Source organism: Actinomadura fulvescens (genome assembly GCF_039533225.1).
Classification (GTDB): Bacteria; Actinomycetota; Actinomycetes; order Streptosporangiales; family Streptosporangiaceae; genus Spirillospora; species Spirillospora fulvescens.
Genome location: NZ_BAAATD010000010.1, coordinates 36,232 through 62,893 on the forward strand (window position 1 = coordinate 36,232; position 26,662 = coordinate 62,893).

Consider the following 26,662-nt stretch of genomic DNA (forward strand, 5'->3'; position numbering starts at 1 on the left):
CCACGGTTGACAACGTTCCCGAGAACGTTGTCAACGGCCTCATTGCCCGGCATTGTGCACCGGCTTAACGTGAGCCACCTCACCAAGGGAAGGTCACGTAAATGCCGCATTATCGGAGCCGCTGAGCATGTTCTCCTTTGTCAGCGACGACGGCCTCGACATTCACGTTCATGAATGGCCGCCGGCCAAGGGAGCGCGCGGCGTCGTCCAGCTTTCGCACGGCATGGGCGAGCACGCCGCCCGTTACCGGCGGCTCGCGGAGGCGCTCAGCGCCGAGGGCTTCGCCGTGTACGGCAACGACCACCGCGGTCACGGCCTGTCCATGAACGGCAGACCCGGGCACCTCGGGGAGGACGGCTGGAACCGCCTGGTCGCCGACATGGCGACGCTGACCCGGCTGCTCAAGGAACGGCACCCTGACCTGCCGCTCGTCCTGATCGGTCACAGCATGGGCTCCTCGGCCGTCCAGCATTTCCTGCTCGACCACGGCGACCTGCTGGACGGCGCCGTCCTGGCGGGCACCACCGCCCTCGACGGCCAGCTCGCCATGCTCGAACGGGCACGCAGCCGGCACGAGCTCTACAACGCCGGGTTCCAGCCGGTCCGCACCAGGTACGACTGGCTCAGCCGGGACGAGGCACAGGTGGACGCCTACATCTCCGATCCGCTGTGCGGTACCCCGCTGGACGCCGACGGCATGCGCGACATGCACGCGGCGGCGGCGCGGCTGGCCTGCCCCGAGTCGGTGCCCGCGGGCCTTCCGCTGTACGTGATGGTCGGCAGCCGCGATCCCCTCAATGCCGGGCTCACCCTGTCCGACCTTCTCGTGAGCCGCTACCGGGCCGCGGGCCTCACCGACCTCACCTATCGCGCCTATCCCGGCGCCCGCCACGAACTGTTCAACGAGACCAACGCCGACGAGATCATCGCCGACCTCGTCGCCTGGGTCGCCGGTGTGACCGGCTGAAAGGAAGCCGCCATGACAGACCGAATGCTGGAAGTCACCGGTCTCACCGTGCGCTTCGGTGGCATCACCGCGCTCGACGGCGTCGGGTTCACCGTCGACCGGGGCCAGATGGTCGGGCTGATCGGCCCCAACGGCGCGGGCAAGACCACGCTTTTCAACTGCCTGACCCGGCGTTACCAGGCCGACGAAGGCCAGGCCCGGTACGAGGGCCGCGACCTGCTCTCGGTCGCGCCGCACGCGATCGTCGACCTCGGCATCGCCAGGACGTTCCAGAACCTCGGGCTCTTCCCGCGCATGACCGTACGCGAGAACGTCATGGTCGGCGCGCACGGTCACGCCCGCGCCGGGTTCGTGTCGGCGGCGCTGCGGCTGCCCTCGGTCCGGCGCGAGGAGCGTGAGCTGCGCTTTCGCGCGAACGAGCTGCTCGAATCGCTGGAGCTGACCGGCGTCGCCGACCGGCCCGCCGCGGGCCTGCCGTTCGGCACGTTGAAACGCATCGAGCTCGCCCGCGCCCTGGCCGCCCGTCCGCGCCTCCTGCTGCTCGACGAACCCTGCAACGGGCTGAGCCACGGCGAGGTCGACGCGTTCGCGGCGATCCTGCGCGGCATCCGCGACCGGGCCGATCTGACGGTGATCGTGGTCGAGCACCACATGGGCTTCGTCATGGGCACCTGCGACCGGGTGGTCTGCCTGGAGTTCGGCCGCAAGATCGCCGAAGGGACGCCCGCGGAGGTCCAGGCCGACGAGGCCGTCCGGACCGCCTACCTCGGAACGGCGGCGTGACCGGGATGACCGCGAAGAACGGGATGACCGCGAAGAACGGAACGTTCCTGGAGGTGGCGGACCTGCGCGCCGGCTACGGCGACGGAACGGTCCTGGACGGGGTGGACCTGGCGGTCGCCGAGGGCGAGATCTGCGCGGTCCTCGGGCCCAACGGAGCCGGCAAGACCACCCTGCTCCGCGCCCTCTGCGGCATGGTCCGCACCGAGGGGACGGTCCGGCTCGACGGCCGGGCCCTCCCGCGCCGCCGGCCAGAGGCCATCGCCCGGCTCGGCGTCGCCCACGTTCCCGAGGGCCGCGGCACGTTCGTCCCCCTGACCGTCGAGGAGAACCTGCGGCTCGGCGCGTACACGCGCCGCGACCGGCAGGGCGTCGCCGCCGACCTCGACCGGATGTACGGCCATTTCCCGGTGCTGCGGGAGAGGCGGACGCAGGCGGCGGGCAGCCTCAGCGGCGGCGAGCAGCAGATGGTCGCCATCGGGCGCGCCCTCATGTCCCGGCCGCGGCTGGTCCTGCTCGACGAGCCGTCCCTCGGCCTCGCGCCGCTGATCACCCGGCAGCTGTTCCAGATCGTCCGGACCATCAACGAGGAGGAGCGTACGACCGTGATCCTGGTCGAACAGAACGCACATCTCACCCTGGAGTTCGCCCACCGGGCTCACGTCCTGGAGGCGGGCCGGATCGTGCTGTCGGGATCGGCGGACGAGGTCCGCGCCGACGAGCAGATGGCCCGCGCCTACCTCGGGATCGAGGTCTAGCGTGGCCGGCTTCGTCCAGCAGCTCGTCGAAGGGCTCGGCGCGGGCGCGATCTACGCGAGCCTCGCCCTGGCTCTCGTCCTCATCTACCAGTTCACCGGCATCGTCAACTTCGCCCAGGGCGAGCTGGCCATGTTCTCGACGTTCATCGCCTGGCAGTTCACGCACGCCGGACTGCCGTTCTGGCTCGCGCTGATCCTCACGCTCGCGATCTCGTTCGGCGGCGGCATGCTGATCGAACGGGTGCTCATCCGCCCGGTCGAGGGCGCGCCGGAACTGACCCTGGTGATCGTCACCCTGGGCCTGTTCATCCTGGTGAACGCGGCGGCGGGATGGATCTGGTCGTTCCTCATCAAGGACTTCCCCAACCCGTTCCCGAGCGGCGCGTTCAAGGCGGGCGGCGTCAGCCTGGGCCACTCCACGCTCGGCGTGCTCGGCGTGGTCGCGGCGGTCATGGGACTGCTCTACCTGCTCTTCCGCTACACCAAGATCGGTCTCGCCATGCGGGCGGTGGCCGCCAACCCCGGATCGGCTCGGCTCGTCGGCATCCGGACGAGCGGCGTGCTGGCGCTCGGCTGGGGACTGGCCGCGCTGGTCGGCGCGGTGTCGGGGGTACTGGTCGCGCCGGTGCTCTTCCTGGAGCCCAACATGATGGGCGGCGTCCTGGTGTACGCCTTCGCGGCGGCGACGCTCGGCGGGTTCGACAGCCCGGCGGGCGCGGTGCTCGGCGGGCTGATCGTCGGCGTCGCCGAGACGCTGGCCGGCGCCTATGTGGGCACGATCGGCTCCGATCTCAAGATCGGAGTGCCGCTGGCGATCATCCTGGGCGTGCTCCTCGTCCGGCCCCAGGGCCTCTTCGGCCGGGCGGCGGTGGAACGCGCATGAGCGACGAGAGCCTGCGTTTCCGGCGGTTCCCGCGGTTTCCGGCCCGGCTGCCCGTGGGCGGCCACGTCGGCCGATGGCGGTGGGCGGTGGCGGTGCTGCTCGTCCTGCCCGCCGTCGCCGCGCCGTTCCAGCTCGCCCCTTTCAGGGTGTTCCAGCTGACCATGGTGCTCGTCTACACGGTCGCGCTGCTGGGCCTCAACCTGCTGGTGGGCCATGCCGGGCAGATCTCGCTGGGGCATGGCGGCTTCTTCGCGCTCGGCTCGTACACGGCGGCGATCATGCTGGACCGCTGGGACGTGCCGTATCTGCTCACGCTGCCCGCGGCCATGGCCGTGACGTTCGTGCTCGGGTTCGCGCTCGGCGTTCCGGCGCTGCGGCTGCGCGGCCTGTATCTCGCCCTCGTCACGATGACGATCGCGATCTTCCTGGTGCCGCTGCTGAAGCGGTTCTCGTCGCTGACCGGCGGGTCGATGGGGCTGACGCTCTCGCGGCCGTCGCCGCCCGCCTGGACGAGCCTCGCCGAGGACCAGTGGCTGTACCTCGTGGTGCTGGCCGTCACGGCGGCGCTCAGCCTGGCGGTCGTCTGGCTGCTGCGCTCGCGGGTCGGACGCGCCCTGCACGCCGTGCGCGACAACGAGGCGGCGGCCGAGGTCATGGGCGTCCGGCTGGCGCGCTACAAGACCCTCACCTTCGCGTGGAGCGCCATGCTGGCCGGGGCCGCGGGCGCGATGAACACCTGGGTGATCGCGTTCGTCTCCCCCGACTCGTTCACCGCGAACCTGTCCATCATCCTGCTCGCCGGGATCGTCGTCGGCGGGCTGGGCTCGCTGGCGGGCCCGCTGCTCGGCGGCGTGTTCGTGCTGTACGTGCCGACCCTCTCCCAGGGCGTCAACGACGCCGCGCCAGGGGTGGTCTTCGGCCTGCTGATCATCCTCGTCATGTACGCCGCCCCCACCGGGCTCGCCGGTCTGGCGGGCCGGGCGGGCCGTGTCATCGAGCAAGTCCGACGGAAGAAGTGACCATGCACACCAAGACGATCCGCCTGACCTCGGTCACCGCGGCCCTGGCCGCCCTCCTGGCGGCGAGCGCCTGCGGCGGGCGCGGCGACGGCTCCGGACCGACCGTCGCCCAGGGCGAATGCAAGGGCCAGCAGGCCACCGGCATCGCCGAGAAGTCCGTCAAGCTCGGCGGCATCTACCCCCTGTCCGGGCCCGCGTCCGCCTACGGCGACATACCGAAGGGCATCAAGGCCTACTTCGACTACGTGAACGCCGAGAAGGGCGGCGTCAACGGGCGGAAGATCGAGTTCATCGTCCGGGACGACGGCTACCAGCCGCCCAAGTCGGTGGAGGAGGCCCGGCGGCTGGTCGAGCAGGAGCAGGTGTTCGCGCTCTTCCAGACGCTCGGCACGCCGACGTCCTCGGCGGTCATGGAGTACGCCAACAAGAAGAAGGTGCCCCAGGTCTTCGTCTCCAGCGGCGCGTCGAAGTGGGGCTCCGACCCGGTCGCGCACCCGTGGACCATCGGATGGCAGCCGAGCTACCTGTCCGAGGGGCGCGTCTACGGGCAGTACCTCAAGACCGAGAAGCCCAACGCCAAGGTCGCCGTCCTCTACCAGAACGACGACTTCGGCAAGGACCTGCGCGAGGGGTTCGTCAAGGCGATCGAGGGCAGCGGCGTCAAGGTCGTCGCGGAGCAGACCTACGAGGTGACCGACCCCAGCATCGACCCACAGATGCGCAACCTCGCCAACTCCCGCGCCGACGTGCTCCTGGACATCACGACGCCGAAGTTCGGCACCCAGGCGCTGGCCGCCGACGCCAAGAACACCGACTGGAACCCCCTCCACATCATCAACAACGTGGCCTCCTCGCCGACCGTCCTCAGGCCGGTCGGGTTCGGCAAGGTCCAGGACATCGTCTCCGCCGCGTTCCTCAAGGACCCGTCGGACCCCCAGTGGGCGGACGACACCGAGATGAGGCTCTACCGCGAGAAGCTGAAGAAGTACGCGGGCGGCCTCGACCCCCAGATCCCGTATCACAGCCTCGGATGGGCCTCTGGCAGTGCCATGGAGAAGGCCCTCGCGACGCTGAAGTGCCCCACCCGCGAAGGGCTGATGAAGGCCGTCCGCGACCTCAAGGACGTGCGTTCCGACCTGCTCCTGCCCGGGGTCTCGATGAACACCACGGCGCAGGACGGCTTCCCGATCGAGACCTTGCAGCTCCAGCGGTTCAAGGGCGAGCGCTGGAATCTCTTCGGCCAGCCGGTCGACACCAGGAAGGCGTTCGGATGAGCCTCGTTCGTTCTCGTGTACGGGTCGCCGTCGCGGCCGGACTCGTCACCGTCGCCACGTCGGCCGTGACCATCCAGAACGCCGCCGCACAGCCGACCCAGAGCGCTGTCGGCGTCGGCCGGAGCGGATCTCCCGTTGTCGCCACCGACGCGGGCGTGGTGCGCGGCGCCACGGACGCGACGACCGACAGGTTCCAGGGCATTCCCTACGCCGCGCCCCCGACCGGCCGCCACCGGTGGACGCCGCCGCGGCCGGTCGCCCGGTGGAACGGAATCCGCCCGGCCACCGACCTCGCGCCCCGGTGCGTCCAGGTCAGCAAGGCCCCCACCTCGGAGGACTGTCTCTACCTCAACGTCTACACGCCCAAGGGCGCGGCGCACCGGGGCAAGCGGCTCCCCGTGATGGTCTACATCCACGGCGGGGCGCTGACGAGCGGAACGGGCGGCGCGTACGACCCGACGAAGCTCGTGGAGCGCGGCACCGTCGTCGTCACGATCAACTATCGGCTCGGGATGCTGGGCTTCCTGGCCCACCCGGCGCTGGCCGCGCGCGACGGTTCCGCGGGCAACTACGGGCTGATGGACCAGCAGGCCGCGCTGCGCTGGGTCCAGCGCAACATCGGCCGTTTCGGCGGCGAGCGCGGCAACGTCACCGTCTTCGGCGAGTCGGCCGGCGGCCTCAGCGTCCTCGCGCAGCTGGCCTCGCCCGGCGCGGCGGGCCTGTTCTCGGCCGCGATCAACCAGAGCGGCGCGTACAACCTGTCGCTGCAGACCCTGGCCGACGCGAAGGCGGAGGGCGAGGCCTACGGAGCCGCCGTCGGCTGTACCGCTCAGACGGCCGGCTGCCTGCGGTCCCTCTCGCCCGCCGCCCTCCTCGCGCGGCAGAAGGCGATCCTCTTCCTGCAGACCGACGGCAAGATCCTGCCGCGTTCTCTGGACCGGGCCTTCCGGAGCGGGGCGTTCCACCGTGTCCCCGTCGTCAACGGCACCACGCACGACGAGTCCACGTATTTCGTCGCGACGAACTACGACCTCGCGGGCAGGCGGGTCACGTCCGACAACTATCTGGACGGTATCCGGCAGATGGCGTCGCTGTCAGAGGACGATGCGAAGCGCGTCGCGGACAGGTATCCGCTGACCGACTACCCCGATCCGGCGTCCGCGCTGGCCGCCGTGGCCACCGACGCGTCGTTCGCCTGCCCGGCCCTGCGGCTCGACGCCTGGCTCGCACGGCGCGTGCCGACGTACGCCTACGAGTTCAACGACCGGAACGCGCCGCAGCTCTACCTGGGCAAGGTCTCCTTCCCCTACGGCGCCTCGCACGCCTCTGAGTTGCAGTACCTCTTCGACGTCCGCAACGCCGTCTATCCGGCGCCGCTGTCGGACGAGCAGCAGGTGCTCGCCGCCACGATGCGGCGGCACTGGGCGGCGTTCGCCAAGACGCATCGGCCCGCGCCCGGTCAATGGCCCGCGTACACGGCGACGCGGCGGCAAATGATGTCCTACGCCACCCCGAGTACGACTCTTACCAGCGGATTCGCCGCCGACCACAAATGTGGCCTGTGGGCTTCCCTCCAATGACGCCCGGGCCCCATCCGGTCAGCCGCTGCTCGCGGCGAACCAGGCCGCGATCTGGGCACGGTTGTGGAAGCCGAGCTTGGCCAGGATGTTCTGGACGTGGGTCGCGGCCGTCCGCTGCGAGATGACCAGCTTGGTCGCGATCTCGCGGTTGGACAGGCCCGCGGCGACGAGTTCGGCGATCTCGTGCTCGCGCCGGGTCAGGATCGCGGGGCGCTCGGCGGGTCCCGGCCCGGTCTCGCCGAGCGCGTACCGCACCGCCTCCTCGCCCGGCATGACACGGCCCGCCGCGAACGCGCGGTCGAAGGCGTCCGCGCCCAGTGCGGCGCGCGCCGCGGCCTTGTGCGACAGGTGCGGCCCGGACACCGCGATCTCCGGGCTCGACCCGATGGCCCGCCAGACCGTGGCCGCCGCGCCGAACAGCACCGCCGCCCGTTCGTGCTCACCCTGACGGTCGGCGATCCACGCGTGGGCGTCGAGCAGATAGGCGGTTCCGGACCCGCTGCCGATCTTCCTCAGATTGTCCAGCGAACGGTGGGCCAGGCCGGCGGCCACCTCGACGTCTCCGCGCTCGACCTCCAGATAGGCCAGCCCGAACTGCGCCATGGCGCGATACCGCGTCTCGCCGCACGCCTCGGTGAGCTGGAGCATCCTGCGCAGCGCCCGCCTGCCCTCCTCGACGTCGCCTCTCCGGTAGCCGACGGACACTCCGTAGATCCACAGCGGGTGCAGCTCGCGGCGGACGTCGCCGTGCGCGCGGAAGGTCGCCGCGGCCGACGCCGCGAGCTCCGCCGCCCCGGGGTCGGTCCGGATCTGCGCTGCGAGCGAACGCACATAGGTGATGAACGCCGACGCGACCTCGGCACCGGGCCGCGGCTCGTGCTCGGCACCGGGCCGCGGCCCGCGGGCGAGCCGTTCGGCCTCGTCGAGGCGGGCTCCGGCACGTTCGAGATCGAGGTGCCAGACCGCCTGGAGCGCGCAGGCGGTGAGGGCCTTCACCCGATCCGGGTGGTCGGCGGCGGTCACCGCGAGCGCCCGGTCGAGCCACTGGCGGCACTCCACGCTGTGCCCGAAGTAGGTCCAGTACTCGTCCAGCCGTGACGCGATGCGGAGCACGGCGCCGGCCTCGCCCGGCTCCGCCAGGCACCATTCCATGGCGGCTCGCAGGTTCGCGTGCTCGTGCCTGAGCCTGGCGATCCAGTCGAGCTGCTCGGGACCGGCCCAGGCCGCGTCCGCCGCGGCGGTCAGCGTGTCGACCCAGTCACGGTGCAGCCGGGCGGTCCGCGCCAGTTCCCCCGCCTGTTCCAGCAGCTCCTGCCCGTGCTCCCTCAGCGTCTCCAGCATGCGATAACGAACGACGCGTCCGTGGTCGATCCGCATGAGGACGGACTTGTCGAGCAGACCCTCCACCGTGTCCAGGACGGCGTCGCGCGGCACCTCCGTACCCGCGCAGACATGTTCGGCGGCCTCAAGGTCGAAGGACCCCGCGAACACCGAGGAGTGCAGCCAGACGGCCTTCTCCGCCGGAGAGCACAGCTCGAAGCTCCACTCGATGGTGGCGCGGAGGGTCCGCTGCCGCTCCGGCGCGCGCCGCGGCGAGGTGGTGAGGAGCCGCAGGCTCCGCGGCAGCCGTTCGACGATCTGCGCGGGCGACAACGACCGTACGCGGGCCGCCGCCAGCTCGATCGCCAGCGGAAGCCCGTCCAGGCTGCGGCAGATCTGGATGACGGCGGGCCCGTTGTCCTCGGTGAGCTCGAAGCCGGGGACGGCCTCGGCGGCGCGCTCCACGAACAGGCGCACCCCGTCGAAACGGGCCGGCTCCGCGGTCGCGTCCGCCGAGTCGGCGGGACCCGAGGGGACGGGCAGCGGCGGGACCCGGAACACCCGTTCCCCCGCCAGCGCGAGCGACTGCCTGCTGGTCGCCAGCGTGACCACCCCGGGGCACTCGGCGAGCACCTCGGCGGCGAACGCGGCGGCGGCGTCCACCAGGTGCTCGCAGTTGTCGAGGATGACCAGGAGCTCGCGATCCCGAAGGTGATCGAGCACCATCTCCGCGGCGGGCTGCCCCGACCGGGCGTGCAGGCCGAGCCGGGTCGCCACGAGATAGGGCAGCCGGTCGCCCTCGCGCAGCTCGGCCAGCCCGATGAAGACCACGCCGTCGCCGAACTCGCCCGCGACCTGGGCCGCGACGGACTTGACGAGCCTGGTCTTGCCCACGCCGCCGGGACCGACCAGCGTCACGAGCCGGCTCTCGCCGAGCGCCGAGCGCACCTCGGCGGCCTCACGCCGCCGCCCGATGTAACTGGTGGTGGCACCGAGCGCGTCAACCAGCGCGACCACCTCACGATCGGACGTCGCCCGGAACGATCCCGAGCGGGACGTTCACGGTAGCCGACCGCCGGGGGTGCCGCCAGGCTCGGTCCGCAGGTCAGGAGGCCCGGAGGCGTCTGATGGGACCCAGAAACGCCTCAGGAGGCCTGGGGGACGTCGCGCCGCCGCCCCTTGAGCCGAGCGTGCAGCAGCAGATGCAGCTCAAGCTGGTGGCGCGGGTCGTACAGGCCCTCCCCGAAGAGGTCCTCCAGCTTGCGCAGCCGGTACCGGATGGTCTGCGGGTGGACGTGCAGGCTCGCCGCCACCACGTTGGCCCGGAAGTGGCACTCCATGAGGGCGAGCATGGTCACCGCCAGCTCATGGCGCAGCGACGGCCGTACCGTGTCCAGCGGGGCGAGCCGGTCGGCGGCGACCAGGTCCACCAGCTCCAGATCGTGATCGAGCATCAGAAGGGGCAGGTGTTCGGCGGCGGCGGCCGGCCGACGTGCCGGGATGCGTCCCCTCCGCATCAGGTCGAGTGCCCGCGACGCCCACCGCAGTGACCGTTCGCAGTCCACGAGGTCGACCGTCGGGCCGATCGCGGCCATCCACTCGCCGAGGCCGGCTTCGAGTCCCTGCCGCCTCCCCGGCCCGTCCGGGTCGGGAAGGATCACGCAGGCCGGGTCGCGGTGCAGGCCGAGGAGGGCGCCGGGCGGGAGCATGGGCCGGGCCGGTTCCGTTCCGCGGGGCCGCAGCGCGATCACCGCGACGCGCCCGGCGGGCCGCCACCCGACCTGGGCGGCCAGTTCCCTGATGTCGAGCTCGTCGGCATCCGGCCGGACCAGCAGATCGACCAGGGCCCGGCGCCCCTGCTCCTCCTTGCTGATCGCGCCGCGGTGCCCCCTGGTCACCGCCTCCTCGATGCGCCCGGTATAGGCGAACATCGCCTCGATCAGGCCGACCGCGTGGGAGCCCGTTCCCGCGCGCGCTCCACGGTCGGCCAGCCTCGCGACCGCGATCCCGGCCCCGAGCCGTATCGCCGCGTGCAGCGCCTCGGGGCCGCGCCCCGCGATCGCCTCCGCCGCCCCGGCCCGGCGGACGCGCTCCAGTACCTCCTCGGCCGGCAGGGCCGGATCGGCCGTCGACTCCACGAAGTGCCCGACGAGATCCTCGACCAGCGAGGCGAGCTGGGGAGCGCCGCCGAGGCCCGGGATCTCCCGGCGGATCCGGACGGTGATCTCGGCCGCCACGTCGGGCACGCAGGCCCGCAACGCGGCCACGGTCGCCGCGTCCGCGAACAGCGGCCATCCGACTCGTTCGATCACGGTGTCCGATGGCTGCACGCGTGCTCCCTTCCTCGCCGAACGGTGCGCACACCAGCATCGTCGAGCGGAACCCGCCCGCACCATCGGCAGGATGCAGTACGTAGCCGTACGTAGACGCCGCCCCGAGCAGCGCGAAGCCCCGGAGCCAGGCGGCCCCGGGGCTTTCCAACGCGGTTAGACGCCGGATACCGAACGGATCCAGGAACGGTTGTAAGGGACGCTTCCGTACTGTTGCGTCGAGCGGCCGTCAGCAGTGGAGGCCACGCCGACCTGCTGGCCGTTGTAGCGCTGCGGGCCGCCGGAGTCACCGCTCCAGGCGTTGCCCGTGATCCTGCTGCTGCAGACGGCCTGACCGCCGTAGTAGTCGCGGCAGGTCGTCGACGTGACCCGGACGTCCGCGCACTTGAGCTGGTCCGACACCGGGCCGTTGTAGCTCGTGCGGCCCCAGCCGCAGATCTGGTTGGTCGAGCCCACCGGCGGGTTCGTGCTGGCGAGCTGGGAGAACGTGGTGTTGTGCGCGCTGGCCAGCCGCACCAGTGCCAGGTCGCCCTGGGGCGACGACTGGTAGCTGCTGACGCTGATGGTGGTGGACTGCGACCGGTAGACGCTTCCGACGCGGACCGTCAGGCCGCTGCCGACGCAGTGCCGCGCGGTCAGGACCCACGTCGGGGCGATGATGGTGCCCGAGCAGGTGAACGATCCGTTGCGGTAGATCGAGGCGGCCCAGGGGGCGTTGGTCACCGGGCTGCCGCCGATGATGGGCGGCGCCGCTTTGGTGGTCGGGGCGGGAGGCTTGGCGGCGCCGGCCGCGGTGGCGGGGGCGACCATCCCGAAAAGCAGGGCCACAATGGCCCCTACCAGGGTAATGGTGAGGCGGGTGGGCATGCACAGCTCCTTTGTCGGGGGTATGTGCAGGAGCCCCATGAAGATAGAACGGCCACCGGCGTCTGTGACATCTTCAACGCCTGTTGTATTTTCACTTTGAATTTCTTAGGTCTAGAAGGCCTGCGGCCACGTGTTTCCTTCCGCCGTCGCGCCCGCGGTTGCCTCGGTGGCCTAATATTTGCCCCATGACAAGGAAGGTGCCGCGACCGGGGACACGATCTGGCAGATGAAGGTGCTGACGCCGTGACCGCGACCAACGACCGTGGCGTGCGGCCGCTGGACGGTGAGCGCCTGCGGCTGCTGCTCGTCGAAGACGACCCCGGAGACGCCTTCCTGGTGGAGGAACTGCTCCGCGAAGCCGATCCGGGCGTCGACATCACGCTGGCCAGGACGCTGCGCGAGGCGCTGAAGGTACTCGACGCCGACGTGCACTGCGTGCTGGTCGATCTGGCGTTGCCGGACGCGCAGGGGCTGGAGACGTTGAGGCAGGTCCTGGCGGAGGCGCCCGGCACGGCCGTCCTCGTGCTCACCGGGCTCGACGACGCCCACGTGGGCGTCGCCGCCGTGGGTGCCGGCGCGCAGGACTACCTGGTCAAGCAGGCGGTGGACGGCGCGCTGCTCATGCGCGCGATCCGTTACGCGGTCGAACGCAAACGCGCCGACGAGACCGAACGGCAGCTGGTCGAGGCGCGGGCGGTCAGCCGCGAGAACGCCCGTCTCGAACGCGGGCTGCTCCCGGTGCCGATCCTGACGGACCCGTCCCTGCGTCACGACGCCCGCTACCGGCCGGGGCGGGCGAGGGCGCTGCTGGGCGGCGACTTCTACGACACGGTGGAGACCGGCGATGGATCGGTCCATGTCGTGATCGGGGACGTCAGCGGGCACGGCGCGGACGAGGCGTCGCTGGGGGTGCGGCTGCGCATGGCGTGGCGCGCGCTGGTCCTCGCCGGGCTCGCCGGCGCGCCGCTGCTGACGACACTGGACGCGGTGCTCCGGCATGAACGCTGGTCCGAGGAGATCTTCACGACGGTGTGCATGCTGACGATCTCGCCCGACCGGCGGTCGGCCCAGGTCTTCCGTGCCGGGCATCCCCGGCCGCTGCTGTTCGGCCCGGGCGGGGTGGAGCCGCTGCCGGACGAGCCGGGCGGCCCGGCGCTCGGGCTGCTCCCCTTCAGCGAGTGGCCGGCCTGCCGGATCGAGCTGGGCGACAGCTGGGGTCTGATGCTCTATACGGACGGGCTCATCGAGGGTCTCGTGGGCGACGGCGGCGAACGGCTGGACCTGGACGGGCTGCTGCGTCTCGCCCGGCTCGCGCACGGTCGCGGCGAACGCGGGAGTGCCCTGCTCGACGGCCTCATCGCCGAAGCCGAACGCCTCAACGGCGGGGTGCTCGCGGACGACCTCGCGTTGCTGCTGATGAGCCGGGGATACTCGCGGTGACGGCCGTGCCCGGCGGCGTCGAACCCACCCCGGAACCCACCCCAGAAGCCGCCCCGGAAGCCGCCCCGGCCGACCGGCCTCCAGAGCTGATCGCCGAGGAGGATCTCCAGCGCGCCGCGACCGGGATGGCACGGATCCGGATCTCCCGGCTCTACCGGATGGGCGCGATCCTGCTGGCCCTGTTGCTGGCGGCAGCGGCGGCGCAGGCACTGCTGGGCCTCCAGGCGAACGGCCGGGCACGCGACACCCTCCTTACCCGTGTCGACCCGGCGATCCTCCGGCACTCCGAGATCGCCGAAACGCTGCGCAGCCAGGACACCGCCGTACGCAGGTACGCGGCGACCGGATCGGCCCAGGACCTCGCGGAGTACCGCACGGCCGTCCGGGAGGAGGCCGCCGCCGTTTCCGATCTCCGCGCGCTGCTCTCCGGTGTGCCGGGTTCGCGGCCGACGTTGCGGCAGCTCGACCGGCTCGTGGTGGCGTCCGCCGCGTGGCGTTCCGGACATGCCGATCCGCTGATGGCACGGCAGCGGCCGGGCACCGTCCCACCCGCCACCGCCCGGAACGGGGAACGGCTGTTCTCGGGCGCGTGGTCGGCGGCCACCGGGCTCCGCGGCACGCTCACCGTCCTGCACCAGCGGTCCGCCGACCGGCTGAACCGGCGCGCGACGCTCACGGCCTGGTCGGTGGGGCTCGCGCTGGGCATCGTCGCGATCGCGGGACTGCTCGCGGTCATCGTCCTGCGCAGGACCCTGCTGCAGCCGCTGGGCACGCTCTCCGAACGGGTACGCGCCGTCTCGCAGGGCGACTTCGAGCACCCGCTGGAGGTGCGGGGCGCCGTCGAGATCGCCGAACTCTCGACGATCGTCGACGCGATGCGGCGCCGCATCCTGGCGGAGTGGCACACCTCCTCCGAGGCCACCCGGCTCCTGGACGAGCAGGCGGTCGAGCTGCGGCGGTCGAACGCCGAGCTGGAGCAGTTCGCCTACGTCGCCAGCCATGACCTTCAGGAGCCGCTGCGCAAGGTGGCGAGCTTCTGCCAGATGATCGAACGCAGGTACGGCGACCAGCTGGACGAGCGCGGCCGGCAGTACGTCTACTTCGCCGTGGACGGCGCGAAGCGCATGCAGGCGCTGATCAACGATCTGCTCAGCTTCTCCCGCGTGGGCCGGATGGCGCGCCCCGAGGACGCCATCGACCTCGGCGCGGTGCTCGGGCAGGCGCTCGACAACCTGTCCACCCTCCGCGAGGAGACCGGGGCGGAGGTGACCTCGGACGAGCTGCCGACCGTGGCGGGCGACCGCACCCAGCTGACCCAGCTCTTCCAGAACCTCGTCGGCAACGCCGTGAAATTCCGCGGCGACGAGCCGCCGCGCGTCCACATCGGTGTGCGCCGCGACGGTGCCGACTGGGAGTTCTCGTGCTCGGACAACGGGATCGGGATCGAACCCCACCAGGCCGACCGGGTCTTCCTGATCTTCCAGCGGCTGCATCCGCGCGACGAGTACGGCGGGACCGGGATCGGCCTGGCCCTGTGCAAGAAGATCGTCGAGTACCACGGGGGCCGTATCTGGCTCGACACCTCAGAGCCGCAGGGCCCGGGCACGACCACGGGCACGACCATACGTTGGACCATTCCGGTTGGAGATGAAGACGGTGAATGACCAGGCACGCCCCATCGAGGTGCTGCTCGTCGAGGACGACCCCGGTGACGTGCTCCTCACCACCGAGGCGTTCGAGCACAACAAGGTCAAGAACAACCTGCACGTCGTCAACGACGGCGAGCAGGCCATGGCCTTCCTGCGCCGCGAGGAGCCGTACGCCGGCGCACCCCGGCCGGACCTGGTGCTGCTGGACCTCAATCTGCCCCGCAAGGACGGGCGGGAGGTCCTGGAGGAGATCAAGGATGACGAGGAGCTGCGCAGCGTGCCGGTCGTCGTGCTCACCACGTCCGAGGCCGACGAGGACATCCTGCGCAGCTACCATCTGCACGCGAACGCCTATGTCACCAAGCCGGTGGACTTCGACCAGTTCATTCGCGTCGTCCGGCAGATCGACGACTTCTTCGTCACCGTGGTCAAGCTTCCTCGCTGAGCGTCCGGGCCGCGGCCGTCTTCCCCGTCCAGTCCAGGCAGACGACGACCGCGTCGTCCAGAGGATCGCTGCCCTCGTGATGGTCGAGATAGTGCCGGATGAACGTGCGGACGGCCTCTGAGGGGTTCTGCAGGCGGGTCGCCCGCAGGGTCTGCATCAGCGCCACGGCGCCGTACAGCTCGCCCATCGGGGACTCGGCGGTGTGCACGCCGTCGCTGACGACGACGAGGCGGTCGCCGGGTTCTACGGTGAACTCCTCGACGGTGTAGCGCACGTCGCCGAACATCCCCAGCGGCAACTGCGCGTCAAACTGCACCATCTCGGTGACGTTGCCCCGCATCCTGTACATGTACGGCGAACCGGCGTCGATGGTGCGCACGCGGCCGGTCGCCAGCTCGAAGTCCAGCAGGAGGGTCGCCAGGTGCCGGGTCCCGCGGTGCTGGGCGTAGACCGTCTGGTCGGCCAGGGCGGCCTGATCGACGATGTCGGCGCCCGATCGGCGCGCGTTGCGCAGGGCGCTGATGGCCAGGTGGGTGAGGGCGGCGGCCTCGGTGCCTGCGCCCATCCCGTTCGTCACGGTCAGCGTGAGCCGGTCGGCGGAGACCGACCAGTCGAAGTTGTCTCCCCACACCGAGTACGCGGGTTCGAGCTGCCCGGCCAGATGGAACTCGTCGGTGCTGCAGGCGCGGCCGGGCAGGAGCTCCCACTGCATCTCGGCGGCGAGGGTCAGCCGCGAGCGGCGGCGGACGCGCCGGAAGAGGTCGGTGTGCTGATCGGCGATCTTCAGTGCCCGCGCCACGACGGTGGCGATCCTCGCGCCGGCGGTCCGCTGGGTCTCGGTGGGACGGCCGGGGAGCCGCACGATCAGCACGCCGAGCCGGTCACCGTGCACCGCCAGCGGCAGGTGGAGGAGATGCGCGTCGCCGGGCCCGGCGGTGAGCGCCTCCGCCACGACCTCCTGCGCGGCGAACGCGTGGCCCGCCGTGGTGTTGTCCAGCCGGACCGGCTCGCGGCCAGGGCGGACCGGCACCAGGAAGGTCATGTGGTAGTCGACGAGCAGGATCTCCACATCGGCCACGTCGAGATCGGCCTTGACGCGGTCGGTCACCGTGTCGACGAGTTCGTGGGGCCGAGCGTTCCAGATGGCATGCTCGAGTTCCGGCAAGGGGTCAGCGTGCACGGGGCCTCTTCTGATGTGATCGTCGCCTGGGAATCCCCGAGCGAACCAGGGGGCTTGGATGCCGGAGCGAACGCGGTATGTAACAGTGGGAAGCATGGGCGCCACACCGGAGGAGGGAGCCGCCGAATCCGCGGCTGCTCTCGACGAGGTGGCCGAGAGCCTGGTGTCGCTGTGGTCTCTCGCCCACAACGCGCCCGACGTCCCCGTGCCCGCGACCCAGTTGCGCGTCCTGTTCATCCTTGAACACGGACCGGTCAACGTCAGCAATCTGGCGGCCGAGATGGGCGCGCTCGTGTCGTCGGCCAGCCGGCTGTGCGACCGGCTGGAGGCCGCGGGGCTGCTGCTGCGCGACCACGGCCGCGACCGGCGGGAGGTGACCGTCCGGCTGTCCACCGACGGGCAGGCGCTGCTCGACCGCCTCAAGGTGCGGCGCCGGGACGATCTGGCCCGGGTGCTGGACACCATGTCCTCGCCGGCGCGCGCCGCCCTGATCTGGGGGCTGGCCCAGTTCCGGGACGCCGCGAAGGCGGACAAGGGGCCCGGCTCCGCCGGCGAGTCGTTCTCGCTGCCGGCCTGAGAAGCCCAAAGCCCACCCCCGGCAAAGCTAGTTGTCGTGCGACAAATATAGCCTTAGGCGGGTCTGCGGGGAGCCGGAACGAGCAGGCACCCGAAGCCTCGACCGGCTCGATAATCGGACATCGCGGGCGAATCATAGTTGCCGCGCGACAAAGAATATTGCCGCTGGTGGAGGTCGATCGAAGGCCATCATCCGGCATCCCCGTCCATGGCGGTGATTTCCCGTCGATTCCACGGGCATGGCAGTCCTGCGACCCCTAATCGATCGGAGGACACCGCGATGGAACTCCTGCTGGTGTTGTGCTTGCCCAGGGACGCGGAGACGGCACACCTGACGCGGGAGGTGCTGGAGGCGTCGCTCACCACTCTGGGCGTCGAGGACGAGGTCCGTGGTGACGTCAACCTGGCCGTCGGTGAGGCGTGCGCGAACGTCGTCCAGCACGCCGATACGAGCGACGAGTACGAGGTACGGGTCCATACCGGCGACTCGCGATGCCGGATCGAGGTGATCGACACCGGCCGCGGCTTCGACGGGGTGCTGCTGGACAAGGTCGCCGCGGACGCCGCCGTGACCGCCGAGCACGGGCGCGGCCTCCAGATCATCGACGCGCTCGCCGAGAACCTCCAGATCGTCAACCGCCGCCAGCACGGCGCGATCATTCGTTTCGAGATCCCGCTCAGCTGGGAGCCCGGCTCCCCCGGCGAGCTGCTGGCGACGCACGCGAGCCGCTGAGGCCGGTTAGCGGGTCGCACGCCGGGCAGAGCGACCAATGCGAGAACCCCGGCCGGCTTGGAGGACCAGCGTGGACCTGCTACCCGACGCGACGCTTTCCTACTGGGTCGACAGCGCGCCCGGCCCGGCGGGCGACGGCCCGGCGCGGTTGCCGCGCGAGGCGGACGTGCTCGTGCTGGGCGCGGGGATCGCCGGGCTGACGACCGCGTACCGGCTGGCGCGTGCCGGACGGTCGGTGACCGTGCTGGAGGCGGCTCGGATCGCCGAGGGGGTCAGCGGCCACACCACCGCGAAGGTCACCTCCCAGCACAACCTGATCTATGCCGACCTGACGAGGCGCTACGGCCATGACAAGGCGGCGCTGTACGGGGCGAGCCAGCAGGCGGCGATCGACTGGGTCGCCGGGCAGGTGGACGAGCTCGGCATCGACTGCGACTTCCGGCGGCGCCACAACCACGTCTACGCGGAAGACCCGTCCTACCTGGACACGTTGCGCAACGAGACCGACGCGGCAGCCGGACTCGGGCTTCCCGCCGAGTTCGTCTCCGACGTCGGGCTGCCGTTCCCCGTGGCAGGCGCGGTCAGATTCAGGAACCAGGCGCAGTTCCACCCGCGCAAATGGCTGCTGGCACTCGCCAAGGAGATCACCGAGGCGGGCGGGCTGATCCTGGAGGGCGTCAGGGCGACCGGTCTCGGCCGTACCGACGAATCCCTCGTGCACACCAGCGCCGGCGACGTCCGGGCACGTGACGTCGTGGTGGCGACCCACTATCCCGTCTTCGACCGGGGCGCCTTCTTCTCGCGGCTCGTCCCGAAGCGGGTCCTGCTGACGGCGGCTCCCGCCGAGCCGGGCACCCTCGCCGAGGGCATGTACATCGCCGCCGACACCGGGCACTCGATGCGTACGACCCCGGACGGCCACGGCGGCGAGATGCTCCTGCTCGGCGGCGAGGGCTACCACCCGGGCGAGGAGCCCGAGGTGGAGGAGCGGTTCCGCAAGCTGGCGGCCTGGGGCCAGGACCGGCTGAACGTGAGCCGCTTCAGCCATCGATGGGCGACGCAGGACAACAGCAGCATCGACAGGCTGCCGTACATCGGCCGCTACCACCCGTTGGCCAGGCACCTCTGGGTGGCCGCGGGGTTCGGCCTGTGGGGGATGACGAACGGCACCGTGGCCGGACTGCTGCTGGCCGACCTGATCACCGGCGACGAGAACCCGTGGTCGCGGCTGTACGATCCGGCCCGGCTCAACGTGCGCCAGTCGGCGTCCAAGCTGGCGGGCCTCGGCCTGAAGACCGGCCGCCACTACACGGCCGACTATCCGCGCGCCTTCGCGCCCGGCGACAAGATCGCGGAGCTGGGTCCAGGCGAGGGCACGGTCACGCATGTCGGCCGCCATCCGGTCGCCGCGCACCGCGACGCCGAAGGGCGGCTGACGGCGGTGTCGGCGGTCTGCACCCATCTCGGCTGCCTGGTCGCGTTCAACGACGCGGAGCAGACCTGGGACTGTCCCTGCCACGGCTCCCGGTTCGGCGTCGACGGCTCCGTGCGCCACGGCCCGGCGACCAGGCCGCTCAAGCCGGTCGAGATCGACCAGGCGCCTCCCCCGCCTCCCCCGTCTTCCGCGCCGCCGGAAGCCGGACGGTGAAGGCGGCGCCGGCGCCGGGCCGGCCGTCCGCGGTGATCGTGCCGCCGTGCCCCTCCACCACTTCCCGGACGAGCGCGAGGCCGAGGCCGAAACCGCCGGGCCCGCCGGCGAACCTGGTGAAGAGGCGTTCGGCGTCGCGGGGATCGAGCCCCTCGCCGTCGTCGCGCACCGTGAGCGTGACCGCCGGGCCGCCGCCGGTCAGCGTCACCCGGATGTGCCCTCCTTCACCGGTGTGACCGAGCGCGTTGTCGAGCAGGGCGGAGACCATCCGGCGCAGCGCGGGCTCCACCCCGCGAACGACATGGCCGCCGTGTCCCTGCCGCCGGACCTCGATCGCCACGCCGCGGGCCTGCGCCCGCGGGGCCTCCGCCACGGCCGCCTCCTCCGCGAGCGCGGCGAGGTCGACCGGCTCGCACGGCCGTCCGGTCCGCGCGAACCGCGCCGACAGCAGCAGATCGTCGACCACCTCGCCGAACTGCCGGGTCCCGGCGACGAGCCGGTCCACCTCCTGGGTCACGTCGTCGCCCTGCCGCAGCCGGTGGGCGATGAGCTGCGCGCGGGTGTGCAGCCGGGCCAGCGGGGTGCGCAGTTCGTGGCTGGCGTCCGCCACGAACCGCTGCTGCCGTTCGAGCGCCTCGCCCAGCGGGCCGACAGCCCTTCGCGCGAGCGCCTGGCCGACCAGCAGCGAGCCGAGCACGCCGCCGACCTCCGTGACGGCCAGCGTGCGCAGCAACCGCCGCCGTTCGGCGTTCTGCCGCCGCAGGTCCATGACCGCCTGCACAACGGTGTCCCCGCGCCGCTCGGTGTGCACGAGGTAGTCGCGCCCTCCGATCTCGGCCCGTTCCGCGGCCACGCTCCGCCCGCTGCCGGCGACTCGCGTCAGCCCGGTGACGAACGGCAGTTCCGGCGGGGCACCGGGCGAACGGCGGACGACGTCTCCGCGGACCTCGACGATCCAGACGCGGCGCGGCGGGTGGGCGACGGGCGCGGCACGCGACGCGGCGGCGAGGTCCTCGCGTGCGGCGGCGTCCTGGCCGTGCACCGTGACGGCGTACACCAGCGTCCCGGCCAGGGCGAGGACCAGGGAGACCAGACCGGCGATCTGCAGGGTGACCAGCCGGCGCGCCCGCCGGAGTAAGCGGCGTCCGGGATCGGGGTGGTCCCGGACGTTCACAGCTCGCCCACGCGGTAGCCGACGCCTCGCACGGTGCGCACGACGTCCGGCCCCAGCTTGTTGCGCAGGTAGTACACGTAGGTATCGACGATCGACTCGGCGCGGGCGCCGTCGAACACGCCGCGCCGCAACGAGGCGCGGGTGTGGACGTGCCGGGGACGGACCGCCAGCGCGCGCAGCAGGCGGCACTCCTGGCCCGAGAGCGTCACGTGCTCGCCGGTCGGCATCCGGACGACCTGTCCTTCGGAGTCCAGCCAGCCGGCGCCGAGCGGCAGCAGCAGCGCCTGGTCGAGGTTGCGGCGGTGCAGGGCCCGGACCCGGGCGAGCAGCTCGTCGATGTCGAACGGCTTGACCAGGTAGTCCTCGGCGCCCGCGTCCAGCCCCGAGACCCGGTCGGCGACCGTGCCGAACGCGGTGAGCACCAGGGCCGGGACCGTCACGGCCCGCCGGCGCAGGCGGCGGATGAGCTCCACCCCGTCGAGCGCGGGCAGGCCGCGGTCGATGACCATCGCGTCGTACCCACGGGTCAGGGCCAGGTGCAGGCCGCGCTGTCCCTCCAGGGCGAGGTCGACGGTGTAGCGGTGTTCGGTGAAGAGCCCGACCAGCATCCGCCCGAGATCGCGGTCGTCCTCGACGACCAGGAGCCGCCGGGCGGGCCGGTCGCCTGATCCCGAGGTCTCGGCTGTTCGATCCGGCACCCGTCAACGGTCGCATTCGCCGTCCATCGGCCGCCAGAGTTAGGGCAATTGTGGACAATCCGGGTACTCATTGAACCGCCCCCGCGGCTGACACGTCCGGTGCCGCCTCCGGGCCGCCGGGCTCGCGCCGCTCGGCCTGGCGGCCCGGTTCGAACCGTTCCGGAAGGGCGAGCTTGTAGAGCGGCAGGGCGCTCGCCGTCGTGATGATGGCCACCAGCACGAGCATGGCGAACAGCTCCTGCGTGATCATTCCGTGGAACAGCCCGATGTTGATGAAGATGAGGATCATCAGCCCGCGCGCGTTCATGAGCGCCCCCACCGCGTACGACTCGCGCCAGGAGAATCCCATCGCCCGCATCGAGAACGCGCAGCCGAAGTACTTGCCGCAGAAGCCCGCGGCCATGATGGCGAGCAGGGCCAGCAGCATGGTGCCGCCCGTGATGCCGCCGAGATGGGTGTTGAGCCCGGAGAACGTGAAGAAGACGGGCAGCAGCAACGTCGAGACGACGCCCATCATCCGGGTGTGCAGCGCCTCGCGGAACGCGGGATCGCGCGGCATGGCCAGCCCGGCGAGGAAGCCGCCGAAGACCGCGTACACCCCGATCCAGTCGGTGAGCCAGCCCGCCGCCAGCGGCACGAGGACCACCACGTACATCGCCGCCGGCCCGAGCTGGCCCGTCCGCGCGAATTCCTGGCCCAGCGGCCGCAACGCCCGCCGGACGACGACGAGCATCAGCACGGCGAAACCGGCGGTCAGCACTATGGTCCGCAGGGCCCCGTCCAGGCCGGACTCCAGGTGCACGGCCGTCAGCACGGCGAGCAGGCACCACGCGGCGGCGTCGTCCACGGCCGCCGCGAGCAGTGACAGCCGGCCCGGGGCGGAGTTCTCCAGCCCCCGCTCGTACAGGATCCTCGCCAGCATCGGGAACGCGGTCAGCGACAGGGCTCCGCCGACGAAGAAGGCGAACTCCAGCCGGCTCACGTCGGGCCGCGACAGCGTGCTCCAGAGCAGCAGCCCGGCACCGACGCCCAAGGTCAGCGACGGGACGACGCCCGACGCCGCCAGCAGGCCGGCCCGCCGTTCCTCTCCCGGCACGCGCGCGCCGTGGTCGAGCCCCGCGCCGACCAGGAACATGTAGAGCGTCAGCCCGATCGTGCTCAGCACGTACAGGATCGGCCTCACCTCGGCCGGGAAGATCGCCTTCTGTGCCTCCGGGAACAGCGCCCCGAACAACGTCGGGCCGAGGAGCACGCCGGCGACCATCTCGCCGAGCACACGCGGCTGCATCACCGTCAGTGCTAGGCGGCCGCAGATTCCGGCCGCCAGCAGGATCACGACGAGCGCGGGGAAGACGTCGAGCATCAGGTGGAGGTTGGGGTCACCACCGCTCGCGGTGACCTGGGCGAGTGGGGGCATGGGAAGTCTCCGCTTCTGAGAAGTGGCGTTCGCAGAGCCGCAGGCGCCGCGCGTGCAGGACCATGGCGGTGCCGAGGACGAGCTGGACGAGGCTGCGCCAGAGGTCCTCCAACCGGTCGCGCAGCCGCATGAACGACAAGACCAGCCGGGGCGCGGCGCGGACGCGGCCGTCCCTCGGGAGCAGCAGGGCCGGTCCGCGGTTGGGCAGCGACCGGGTGTGCGAGGCGGTGGTGGCGAGCGCGTACCGGCGCAGGATCTCGCGCGCCGCGACGCGCATGGTGATCGGTGCGATCCGCCAGGCCGGGCAGGGCCGGTTGGCGGCGATGCCGAACGGGATGTGGTTGACGTCCCGGCCACTCGTTCGCTTCGACCATCGATCGGGGTCGAACCGGTCGGGATCGGCGAAGCCCGCACGGTGGAACTCGGGATAGCCGAAGCACAACACCGAACCCTTGGGAATGCGGACGGCCCCTTCCCCGGGCTCGTTCCCGGTCTCGTTCCCGCCGAGCTCGATGTCGTCGGTGGTGACGCGGTGGGCGATGCCGAAGAGCGGGTAGAGCCGCAGCGTCTCCGCCATCACCCGGTCGAGATAGTGGTCGTCGTCATCGGCGAGCACCTTGTCCTGCACTCCGGGATGCTCGGCGAACACCATCAGCAGGTGCGCCATCGCCTCCGACATCTGGACGACCGCGGTGTTGAAGAACGTGCCTTGCAGATAGAACGCCCGTTCCTTGGCCGACAACCCTTCCGGGAGCGGGCATCGCACCTCGTCCAGCCGCTCGGAGAGGTACGCGGTCAGCCGGTGACGCTTGCCCATGTGCCGCAGCCCGCAGCACTTGAGCGCGGTGACGACATCGTTCGCGTGTCCCACGATCAGGTCGCGCGCCTCGGCGGGGCAAGGTCGGCCGAACACCAGCTCGTAGTAGAACGCGGCCCAGACCGGCATCATCAGGTCACGCAACCGGACGAGCCCGGGCCGCCCTCGCCGCCTTGGCCGCAGCTCGCTCTCGACACATCGGCGCGTGATCTCCTCGGCCTCCGCGCGAGGCACGGCAAGGAAGGCACGCGTGGCCTTGGCCACGGCGTCGTACCGTTCCCCCGCCTCCAGATGTTCCTGGTGCACTTCGGCGCCCGGAGACAGCCAGTACCAGAACAGGTCCGACAGCGCGGCTCCCTTGCTCCGGCCGCCGGCCGCCGGATGCGAGTAGAGCTCCCTGAACCGCTCCACGCCCACCAGGTCGCCGGGGACGGGGATGGCGGCGTCCCCGTTGATCCGTGCGAAGACCCGGCCCCGCAGCGCCACGACGCGGTTGATCAACATGGGCGTCGCACCAGGCCCGGGTCGAGGTCGCGCACGGACGCGCGGCCGCACATCATGAGGGCCTGCTCGATCTCGTCGCGCAACAGCTCCAGCACCCGGCCGACGCCGCGTTCACCGTCCGCCGCCAGCCCCCAGACGACCGGACGGCCGACCGCGACCGCCGTCGCGCCGAGCGCCAGCGCCTTCAGCACGTCGGTGCCGCGCCGCACACCTCCGTCGAGCAGCACGGGAACGGCCCCGCAGACCGCCGCCACGATCTCGGGCAGCAGGTCGAGTGTCGCCGGGACGGTGTCGAGCTGGCGTCCGCCGTGGTTGGACACCATCACCGCTGCGGCCCCGTGCAGGACCGCCGCCCGCGCGTCCTCCGGGTGCAGGACGCCCTTGAGCACGATCGGGAGCGCCGTGATCCGCCGCAGCCGGTGGAGGTGCTCCCACGAGATGGAGGGCGACATGACGATGGGCCGGACCCCGGTGTCGCCGTCCCGCAGGTTCTCGCAGCACAGGCCGTCCGGCAGGTCGTCGAAGCCGTGCCGGAGCTCGCGGTCGCGCCGCCCGCGCGCCGGCGAGTCGACGGTGACGACCAGGGCACGGCAGCCGGCCGCCTCCGCCCGCCGCACGATCGACTCGGTGAAGTCCAGGTCCGGCTGGACGTAGAGCTGGAACCAGAGCACGGCCTCGGGCGCCGCGGCCGCGACCTCCTCGACGGCGACCGTCGACGCCATGCTCACGATCATGATCGTCTCGGCCGCGGCGGCCGCCCGCGCCGTCGCGCGTTCACCCTCGGGATGGGCCAGCCGGTGGAACGCCGTGGGCGCCACCAGCACGGGCATCGCCGCCCGGCTGCCCAGCAACGTGACGTCCAGCCGGACCTTCTCGGCCCCGGTGAGCACGCGCGGCAGCAGCGCCAGCCGCTCGAAGGCCGCCTCGTTGGCCCGCAGCGTGACCTCGTCGCCGGCGCCCCCGGCGAAGTAGTCGTAGTGCGCCGGGTCGAGCCGCTCGCGCGCCAGGGCCTCGAACTCACGCACGCTGAACATGACGGGCGAAGAACGCGCGCAGCGGTTCGACGTGCACCTCCTGGGAGGTCCACTCGTTCTCCAGGTTCTCGGTGACGTGGTGAACGGCCGGTGCCGCGTCCCCGGGCGGGTGGTACCGGACCACCGGGTGCAGGTAGTGGCCCTCGGCCGCCCGCGCGGCGTCGCTCTGCCGGATGCGGCCCACCGAGATGTCGAACGGATCGACCTGGTCGTGTTCCGGCCCGTACTCCAGCGTGATCCTGAAACACCCGGCGTCGTGCGGCACCGGCGGATCGAGATCGACCGGCAGCTCCTCCAGGAAGCGCGCCCCGCCCCGCCCGTTCAGGGCGATGACGTCGCTCAGGAGCCCGAACTGCTGCCACAGCGCCGACGTGCGGTTGACCCGTTCGATCACCGCCGCCGCCAGCGCCTCCGGCGTCGCGGGAAGGTCGCGCGACGGCCACGCGACGCCGTGGTGGCGGTGTTCGAGGACGTGGTGCAGCGCGCGGACGCCGTACCGGAAGCCGTGGATGAACCCGCTGGTGCCGCGCTTGAAGTCGCGGGACTGCGTGATCGTCCCGGCGAAGTAGAGACCGGGGACGTCGGCCGACTCGTAGGCGGGCGTCAGCGCCGGGAACCTGTCCCCGATCGTCAGCGCGGGCCGGCAGCCCGCCTCGAAGACCGAGGCGTCGAAGCGGAAGCCGGTGCACACGATCACCCGGTCGTACGGGATGTCCTTGGTGACCTCGTCGGCTCGCGCGAAGCTCACCGTCACCAGGTACGAGCCGTCCGCCTGCCGGTCCACGCGCTTCACGTCGCCGTCGAGGATCGCGTTCTGGGACTTGAGCTGGTAGGTGTCCAGCAGGTTGTTGTTGATCGCGCGGAGGTGCCCGACGTAGTGGGTCCGCCACGCCATGCGGATCGAGCTGGGCCCGGCGACGTGGATGACCGCCGCCGTCGCGACCAGGTTGTCGGCGGTCTCGAAGGCGGAGTTGCCCTTGCCGATGATGAGCACCCGGCGATCGACGTAGTCGTCCGGGTCGGTGGAGGCGGTGCCGTAGAGCTCGGCCGTCTCGATGCCGGGGATGGCGGGGATGTTGGGCCGGCTGACGCCGGTGGCGACGACCAGCCGCCGCGCCTCGTACGTCCGGCCGTGCTGGTCGGTCACCCGGAACGGGCCGCCGTCGTCGGCGCGCCCGATCTGGACGGCGCGCGTGTCGTAGCGGACCGGCAGGTCGTACGCGCGGGCGTAGTCGGCGAGGTAGCGGACCATGTCGTCCGCGTCGGGAAAGTACCGGTCGCTGTAGCGGGTGAACAGCAGGTCCGGGTCGTCCGACAGCAGCGAGTTCCAGTCCATCCGGAGGTTGAGCTCCGGGTCGTCCCAGCCCGTGTGCCGCTTGTTGATCGAGATGAGCGTGCGGTGGCGGGGGAAGGTGCGGAAGAACATGCCCGGCGTCGGTCCCGCTTCGAGGATCAGGTGACTCCGCCCCGCGCGGGCGAGGAAGTGCCCCAGTTGAAGCCCCGCGGGACCGGCACCGATCACCAGATAGTCCAGGGAGTTGTCCGGCACGGTCGCCTCCGTGACAGCGA

Annotated in this window: 23 protein-coding genes; 13 read left to right on the top strand and 10 right to left on the bottom strand. The window is 71.5% G+C overall.

The window, feature by feature from the left end:
- The first annotated feature begins 127 nt into the window (after positions 1 to 127).
- Genes ABD333_RS32055 through ABD333_RS32085 form a run of 7 tightly spaced genes read left to right on the top strand, consistent with a single transcriptional unit; the run spans position 128 to position 7,261 of the window.
- Positions 128 to 967 (top strand): alpha/beta hydrolase, encoded by an 840-nt coding sequence (locus tag ABD333_RS32055; protein ID WP_344546280.1) that lies wholly within the window; start codon positions 128 to 130, stop codon positions 965 to 967.
- A 12-nt stretch (positions 968 to 979) separates the two neighbouring features.
- Positions 980 to 1,750: an ABC transporter ATP-binding protein gene (locus ABD333_RS32060; protein WP_344546281.1), complete on the top strand. Its 771-nt coding sequence runs from the start codon at positions 980 to 982 to the stop codon at positions 1,748 to 1,750.
- Positions 1,751 to 1,755: 5 nt separating this feature from the next.
- The gene (locus ABD333_RS32065; RefSeq protein WP_344546282.1) at positions 1,756 to 2,505 is read left to right on the top strand and encodes an ABC transporter ATP-binding protein; all 750 of its coding nucleotides are present in this window, start codon (positions 1,756 to 1,758) and stop codon (positions 2,503 to 2,505) included.
- Position 2,506: 1 nt separating this feature from the next.
- Positions 2,507 to 3,388, top strand: a complete 882-nt coding sequence (locus ABD333_RS32070; protein ID WP_344546283.1) for a branched-chain amino acid ABC transporter permease — start codon at positions 2,507 to 2,509, stop codon at positions 3,386 to 3,388.
- A complete protein-coding gene (locus ABD333_RS32075) occupies positions 3,385 to 4,407 on the top strand; it encodes a branched-chain amino acid ABC transporter permease (protein WP_344546284.1) in 1,023 nt (340 codons plus the stop codon). Before ABD333_RS32070 ends, ABD333_RS32075 begins: the two co-directional genes overlap by 4 nt.
- Positions 4,408 to 4,409: 2 nt before the next feature.
- The gene (locus ABD333_RS32080) at positions 4,410 to 5,681 is read left to right on the top strand and encodes an ABC transporter substrate-binding protein (protein ID WP_344546285.1); all 1,272 of its coding nucleotides are present in this window, start codon (positions 4,410 to 4,412) and stop codon (positions 5,679 to 5,681) included.
- On the top strand, positions 5,678 to 7,261 hold the full coding sequence (locus ABD333_RS32085) for a carboxylesterase/lipase family protein (RefSeq protein ID WP_344546286.1): 1,584 nt from the start codon (positions 5,678 to 5,680) through the stop codon (positions 7,259 to 7,261). Before ABD333_RS32080 ends, ABD333_RS32085 begins: the two co-directional genes overlap by 4 nt.
- An 18-nt stretch (positions 7,262 to 7,279) precedes the next feature.
- Here ABD333_RS32085 and ABD333_RS32090 read toward each other — a convergent pair whose 3' ends face one another.
- From ABD333_RS32090 to ABD333_RS32100, 3 genes are all read right to left on the bottom strand, one after another.
- The gene (locus ABD333_RS32090; RefSeq protein ID WP_344546287.1) at positions 7,280 to 9,598 is read right to left on the bottom strand and encodes a LuxR C-terminal-related transcriptional regulator; all 2,319 of its coding nucleotides are present in this window, start codon (positions 9,596 to 9,598) and stop codon (positions 7,280 to 7,282) included.
- Between the two features lie 128 nt (positions 9,599 to 9,726).
- Positions 9,727 to 10,911 (bottom strand): PucR family transcriptional regulator, encoded by a 1,185-nt coding sequence (locus ABD333_RS32095; protein WP_344546288.1) that lies wholly within the window; start codon positions 10,909 to 10,911, stop codon positions 9,727 to 9,729.
- Between the two features lie 156 nt (positions 10,912 to 11,067).
- Positions 11,068 to 11,778, bottom strand: a complete 711-nt coding sequence (locus ABD333_RS32100) for a S1 family peptidase (protein WP_344546289.1) — start codon at positions 11,776 to 11,778, stop codon at positions 11,068 to 11,070.
- 243 nt (positions 11,779 to 12,021) lie between these two features.
- Between ABD333_RS32100 and ABD333_RS32105 the strand changes: the two genes are divergently transcribed.
- Genes ABD333_RS32105 through ABD333_RS32115 form a run of 3 tightly spaced genes read left to right on the top strand, consistent with a single transcriptional unit; the run spans position 12,022 to position 15,312 of the window.
- A complete protein-coding gene (locus ABD333_RS32105) occupies positions 12,022 to 13,218 on the top strand; it encodes a PP2C family protein-serine/threonine phosphatase (protein WP_344546290.1) in 1,197 nt (398 codons plus the stop codon).
- Entirely contained in the window at positions 13,215 to 14,882 is a 1,668-nt protein-coding gene (locus ABD333_RS32110; RefSeq protein ID WP_344546291.1) for a sensor histidine kinase, read from the top strand. The genes ABD333_RS32105 and ABD333_RS32110 overlap by 4 nt, the downstream gene beginning before the upstream one ends.
- A complete protein-coding gene (locus ABD333_RS32115) occupies positions 14,866 to 15,312 on the top strand; it encodes a response regulator (RefSeq protein WP_344546292.1) in 447 nt (148 codons plus the stop codon). Before ABD333_RS32110 ends, ABD333_RS32115 begins: the two co-directional genes overlap by 17 nt.
- Here the strand turns inward: ABD333_RS32115 and ABD333_RS32120 are convergent.
- Complete coding sequence (locus ABD333_RS32120; RefSeq protein ID WP_344546293.1) at positions 15,296 to 16,477, bottom strand: PP2C family protein-serine/threonine phosphatase; 1,182 nt, start codon at positions 16,475 to 16,477, stop codon at positions 15,296 to 15,298. The two genes, ABD333_RS32115 and ABD333_RS32120, sit on opposite strands and share 17 nt — an antisense overlap.
- 109 nt (positions 16,478 to 16,586) lie before the next feature.
- On the opposite strand from ABD333_RS32120, the gene ABD333_RS32125 reads away from it, so the two are divergent.
- The 3 genes from ABD333_RS32125 to ABD333_RS32135 all read left to right on the top strand — a co-directional run bounded on the left by ABD333_RS32125 (position 16,587) and on the right by ABD333_RS32135 (position 19,449).
- A complete protein-coding gene (locus ABD333_RS32125; protein WP_344546294.1) occupies positions 16,587 to 17,069 on the top strand; it encodes a MarR family transcriptional regulator in 483 nt (160 codons plus the stop codon).
- A gap of 279 nt (positions 17,070 to 17,348) precedes the next feature.
- On the top strand, positions 17,349 to 17,801 hold the full coding sequence (locus ABD333_RS32130; protein ID WP_344546295.1) for an ATP-binding protein: 453 nt from the start codon (positions 17,349 to 17,351) through the stop codon (positions 17,799 to 17,801).
- 70 nt (positions 17,802 to 17,871) lie between these two features.
- Positions 17,872 to 19,449, top strand: a complete 1,578-nt coding sequence (locus tag ABD333_RS32135) for an FAD-dependent oxidoreductase (protein ID WP_344546296.1) — start codon at positions 17,872 to 17,874, stop codon at positions 19,447 to 19,449.
- On the opposite strand, the gene ABD333_RS32140 is transcribed toward ABD333_RS32135, so the two are convergent.
- From ABD333_RS32140 to ABD333_RS32165, 6 genes are all read right to left on the bottom strand, one after another.
- Complete coding sequence (locus ABD333_RS32140; RefSeq protein WP_344546297.1) at positions 19,376 to 20,623, bottom strand: sensor histidine kinase; 1,248 nt, start codon at positions 20,621 to 20,623, stop codon at positions 19,376 to 19,378. The genes ABD333_RS32135 and ABD333_RS32140 overlap by 74 nt on opposite strands.
- Positions 20,620 to 21,321, bottom strand: coding sequence for a response regulator transcription factor (locus tag ABD333_RS32145; RefSeq protein ID WP_344546298.1), 702 nt, complete (start codon positions 21,319 to 21,321; stop codon positions 20,620 to 20,622). Before ABD333_RS32145 ends, ABD333_RS32140 begins: the two co-directional genes overlap by 4 nt.
- Positions 21,322 to 21,388: 67 nt before the next feature.
- Positions 21,389 to 22,738 (bottom strand): cation:proton antiporter, encoded by a 1,350-nt coding sequence (locus ABD333_RS32150; RefSeq protein WP_344546299.1) that lies wholly within the window; start codon positions 22,736 to 22,738, stop codon positions 21,389 to 21,391.
- Positions 22,701 to 24,059 carry a cytochrome P450 gene (locus tag ABD333_RS32155; protein ID WP_344546300.1) on the bottom strand — a complete coding sequence of 453 codons (1,359 nt, stop codon included), beginning with the start codon at positions 24,057 to 24,059 and terminating at the stop codon, positions 22,701 to 22,703. Before ABD333_RS32155 ends, ABD333_RS32150 begins: the two co-directional genes overlap by 38 nt.
- Positions 24,053 to 25,084, bottom strand: a complete 1,032-nt coding sequence (locus ABD333_RS32160) for an alpha-hydroxy acid oxidase (protein WP_344546301.1) — start codon at positions 25,082 to 25,084, stop codon at positions 24,053 to 24,055. Before ABD333_RS32160 ends, ABD333_RS32155 begins: the two co-directional genes overlap by 7 nt.
- Positions 25,077 to 26,642, bottom strand: coding sequence for an NAD(P)-binding domain-containing protein (locus ABD333_RS32165; RefSeq protein WP_344546302.1), 1,566 nt, complete (start codon positions 26,640 to 26,642; stop codon positions 25,077 to 25,079). Before ABD333_RS32165 ends, ABD333_RS32160 begins: the two co-directional genes overlap by 8 nt.
- Positions 26,643 to 26,662 lie beyond the last annotated feature (20 nt).

Bases quoted from the DNA above. Each gene is read 5' to 3' on its own strand.
- ABD333_RS32055 (WP_344546280.1), top strand. From the start codon at position 128: ATGTTCTCCTTTGTCAGCGACGACGGCCTCGACATTCACGTTCATGAA.
- ABD333_RS32060 (WP_344546281.1), top strand. From the start codon at position 980: ATGACAGACCGAATGCTGGAAGTCACCGGTCTCACCGTGCGCTTCGGT.
- ABD333_RS32065 (WP_344546282.1), top strand. From the start codon at position 1,756: ATGACCGCGAAGAACGGGATGACCGCGAAGAACGGAACGTTCCTGGAG.
- ABD333_RS32075 (WP_344546284.1), top strand. From the start codon at position 3,385: ATGAGCGACGAGAGCCTGCGTTTCCGGCGGTTCCCGCGGTTTCCGGCC.
- ABD333_RS32080 (WP_344546285.1), top strand. From the start codon at position 4,410: ATGCACACCAAGACGATCCGCCTGACCTCGGTCACCGCGGCCCTGGCC.
- ABD333_RS32085 (WP_344546286.1), top strand. From the start codon at position 5,678: ATGAGCCTCGTTCGTTCTCGTGTACGGGTCGCCGTCGCGGCCGGACTC.
- ABD333_RS32100 (WP_344546289.1), bottom strand. From the start codon at position 11,778: ATGCCCACCCGCCTCACCATTACCCTGGTAGGGGCCATTGTGGCCCTG.
- ABD333_RS32115 (WP_344546292.1), top strand. From the start codon at position 14,866: ATGAAGACGGTGAATGACCAGGCACGCCCCATCGAGGTGCTGCTCGTC.
- ABD333_RS32125 (WP_344546294.1), top strand. From the start codon at position 16,587: ATGGGCGCCACACCGGAGGAGGGAGCCGCCGAATCCGCGGCTGCTCTC.
- ABD333_RS32130 (WP_344546295.1), top strand. From the start codon at position 17,349: ATGGAACTCCTGCTGGTGTTGTGCTTGCCCAGGGACGCGGAGACGGCA.
- ABD333_RS32150 (WP_344546299.1), bottom strand. From the start codon at position 22,738: ATGCCCCCACTCGCCCAGGTCACCGCGAGCGGTGGTGACCCCAACCTC.
- ABD333_RS32155 (WP_344546300.1), bottom strand. From the start codon at position 24,059: ATGTTGATCAACCGCGTCGTGGCGCTGCGGGGCCGGGTCTTCGCACGG.